Consider the following 3,738-nt stretch of genomic DNA (forward strand, 5'->3'; position numbering starts at 1 on the left):
TCTAATTCCATCATCGAAGGGCACTTCAAAATATTAAAGAAGTTCCTCCGAAATTATGGTGATATTCATTCCAATGAGTTTCACAAAGTGATTGAGTTTTTTGTTCGGGATTATAATTCAATAAGACCTCATTACCAGCATCAAATTTATACTCCTGATGAGATACATGATAATCCCGAATTCATCAACATCATAACCCATCTTGAACGCATCAACAAAGAGCGATTGCAAGCCAATCGTGAGTCTTGTTGTAAGGTGGCGTAATAATTTCAACTAAAAGTATCGTTTCAAGAATAATTTCTATCCCCTATTTTTCATTTTAAACATCAAAGTCAAAGATCTTTTTCTTTTTTGGATTGAACAAAAATACAAAATTTTTGCTTTTTAGACAATGCTGAAACTTATTTTAGAATTACCATCAGTCTGTACCAATATTGGTACAGACTGATGATGAATAACTTACATTCTCAACCATCTATAATAAAGCCTTTTCTCCTTTGCAGATGTTTTTTATCTCAACTGCTGTTCGTGGAAGGGAGCCCAGTTTCTAAATATAATAAACAACTGGCAATTGATACTCTTTTATGCGATAAAAATATTTCACTGATATTCGCATTTTAATTTTTCTCAAAATAAAGTGATTTTAATTTTGGAAAAATATCCTATTATTTTAAATTTGCTATCAGCAAGTTAATAATGAAGAAACATATAATTTTAACACTATTAGGAATAGGAAGTTTTAATTTTGCACAAGAAATTAAGAGTTCAACGGTTCAAGATTCAGTCCAACTTACAAAAGATATTCAGGAAGTTCTTATAAAAGCACAACAAAAAAAACAATTTGTAGATAAAGCAGTTTACAGTTTTGATGAGGAAGCATTAAAGAAAGCCAGATATGCTAATGATCTACTACAAACCTTGCCTGAACTTCAATTTGATCCTATTTCCAGCAGCATTTCTAGTATTAAAGGAGGTAAATTTTTACTTTTGATCAATGGTGTTGAATCTACAGAGTTACAGGCAAGAGGCATTCGACCGGAAAATGTCATAAGAGTTGAGTATTATGATAACCCTCCTACCCGATGGGCAAATAGAGCAGATACAGTAGTTAATATTATCACCAGAAATCCTGAAGTGGGTTTTGCAGCAGGAGCCTCCGTAACTACAGCATTGACTACTGGTTTTGTTAACGGACAAGCTTATGCCAACTATACCAATGGAAGAAATAATCTAGGACTTGAGTATACTATCAATTTAAGAGATTATGATAATAGGGTCACAAATAGAATCTACGATTATACTTTACAAAGTTCTCATTATAATACCAACGAAAATAAAACAGATCATTTTGGCTATACCTATCAAGATATAGCTTTAAGATATACCAATTCTTTACCTGATAATTATGTTTTTCAGGCAAAATTTTCAATGAACATTTATAATGATTTTTCTAAAGGAAACGGACAAAGTATTTTCTCAAAAGACAATATTACAGAACAGCACGGAACTTCACAATACAGTGGAAAAAAGTATAATCCGCCTAAACTCGACCTTTATTTTTCTAAGAAACTGGGCAAGAAAGATGAAATCAGTTTCAATATTGTCGGATCTGCATATACGAGCAAAAGTTTTGAGGTTGATAAAGAATGGGTAATCAGCTCAGGCAATATTGTTTTCGATAATGATATGAATTTAAATGCAAAACAAAAAAGTACTGTTGGAGAAGTTGCCTATACTCATGATTTTAAAGCAGGGAAATTAAGCACAGGATACCGAATTGATAACAATAACGTAAATAATACATTAGAAAATTTAGCCGGGAATTTTGATTTTTCCATTAATTATCTAACCCAGTATTTATATTCGGAATTTGCAGGTAAAAATAAGAAATTAATGTATCGTCTGGGCTTGGGTTTAACAAATATTAATAATAAAACTGCTACAACCACTGATGATGATTGGACAATTACTCCTAAAATAATTTTAGGATATGAACTTAAAAAGAATCAAAGTTTACGATTGACAAGCAGTTATACACCTTATAGTCCGGGAAGTGCATCATTAAGTCCGAATATCAATCAGGTGGTTCCCAATATTGTATCTACAGGAAATCCATATCTTACAATACAAAAAGCTTGGAACAATAATCTAAACTATTCTTACAGCAATAAATTTTTTGATTTTAATGCTAATATTTTCTACAATTATATAGATAATGCAATTAACAGTATCTATGTTTTATACAATAACGATACTCAATATGCATTAACCTATGAAAATACACAATTTAGTTCACGTACCGGAATTCAGCTAACAGGTTCGGTTAGGCCTTTTGGCAATAGATTATTGGTTATTAAAGCTAATATTTATCCTACTATGCAAAGCGTAAAGACAAACTCGGGAGCATTACTTAAAAACAATTATTTCGGAAACAATTTTACAATTTCTTCCGAATATAAAAACTTGAGTATGACTTACATGTTTAATATTCCAGTCTACACTTTAAGTGGTGCATTTTTAAATACTAACGAGAATCAAAATCATATTTTTGTTAATTATAAATTGAAAGACTGGACATTTACTACTGGAATGTATTGGTTGGGGATGCCGTCAAGATACAAGACTAAAACACTTGATGAAAGCTTGGTAAGCTATTCAGGAGTCACCAATATTTATAACAACAAAAATATGTTTATTTTGGGAATAGGGTATGATTTTGCTAAAGGTAAAAAAAATGAGGTTAACAGAAAATTATATAATGATCCGGCACCTGCAACAACTTTCTGATAATATGCTTGAAGCGTATTATAAGAGATTTTGCGGGAATTCTTAAAAGGATAACAAAAAGAATTTGCCTCACAACTGAGGCAAATTTTTATAATCACATTAATACTCTACTATTAATAAACGTAATGTTAACTGTCCGAGTATTTATTAAAAAAGGCAAACCGTATTTGGTCCTACTGGGGTATCTGGGGGATAATCACCACAATGTTTATGACAATTTGCTCCACTACAATTATTAGACTGCCCATCAGAAATAGTATCTTCAATTCCTTTTGATAAAGATTGGCTAAAACCACCAACAAGTCTATCAATAGTTTTATCTTTTTCAATTGTGGTAGAGATTATCAGATGCTTTAAACGATCAATGCTTATACCAGTATTTTTATTCTTAAAATTTTTCATGTTTTTAATTTCAGGTTAATATTAACTTTAGCGACATGTTATTTGAAAATGATGGGAAGATTACGAATATATATCGCCAGTGCAATATTTACGACAATTCACTCCATCACAATTATTAGATTGTCCATTAGAAATAGTATCTTCAATTCCTTTTGATAAAGATTGGCTAAAACCACCAACAAGTTTATCAATAGTGTTATCTTATTCAATTGTGGTAGAAATTATTAGATATTTCAAACGATCAATATTTAAAACGGGATTTTTATTCTTAAAATTTTTCATACTTTAATCTTTTTGATTTATTAACCACATGCTCCTTGGCAATTAAGATTCTGATGTATACTACAATTAATAGCACAATTACCTCCTTGGCAATTATTTGAAATACCATGGGTGGATGGCAGGTCGCACCTCGAACCGCTTGTCTTTGATTATCAAATAATTACATTGACACACAACCCTTTATGGGTCTCGAACCATTTTCTTTTGTGTGATGGACTGACGAATTTTCGTCATGGGTATTTTATAGGTTTATTAGACTGTTTTTGA

At 31.1% G+C, this 3,738-nt stretch carries 3 protein-coding genes; 2 read left to right on the plus strand and 1 reads right to left on the minus strand.

Annotation, left to right across the window (positions count from 1 at the left end):
• Both BT156_RS22440 and BT156_RS21640 read left to right on the plus strand, forming a co-directional pair.
• Positions 1 to 264 (plus strand): hypothetical protein (locus BT156_RS22440; RefSeq protein WP_228430231.1); only part of this gene is annotated, 264 nt, incomplete at its 5' end.
• A gap of 432 nt (positions 265 to 696) precedes the next feature.
• Positions 697 to 2,787 (plus strand): outer membrane beta-barrel protein, encoded by a 2,091-nt coding sequence (locus tag BT156_RS21640; protein ID WP_072412985.1) that lies wholly within the window; start codon positions 697 to 699, stop codon positions 2,785 to 2,787.
• Between the two features lie 147 nt (positions 2,788 to 2,934).
• On the opposite strand, the gene BT156_RS21645 is transcribed toward BT156_RS21640, so the two are convergent.
• Positions 2,935 to 3,189, minus strand: coding sequence for a hypothetical protein (locus tag BT156_RS21645; protein ID WP_072412986.1), 255 nt, complete (start codon positions 3,187 to 3,189; stop codon positions 2,935 to 2,937).
• Positions 3,190 to 3,738 lie beyond the last annotated feature (549 nt).

Source organism: Chryseobacterium limigenitum (assembly GCF_900114875.1).
Taxonomy (GTDB): Bacteria; Bacteroidota; Bacteroidia; order Flavobacteriales; family Weeksellaceae; genus Chryseobacterium; species Chryseobacterium limigenitum.

Bases quoted from the DNA above. Each gene is read 5' to 3' on its own strand.
- BT156_RS21640 (WP_072412985.1), top strand. From the start codon at position 697: ATGAAGAAACATATAATTTTAACACTATTAGGAATAGGAAGTTTTAAT.
- BT156_RS21645 (WP_072412986.1), bottom strand. From the start codon at position 3,189: ATGAAAAATTTTAAGAATAAAAATACTGGTATAAGCATTGATCGTTTA.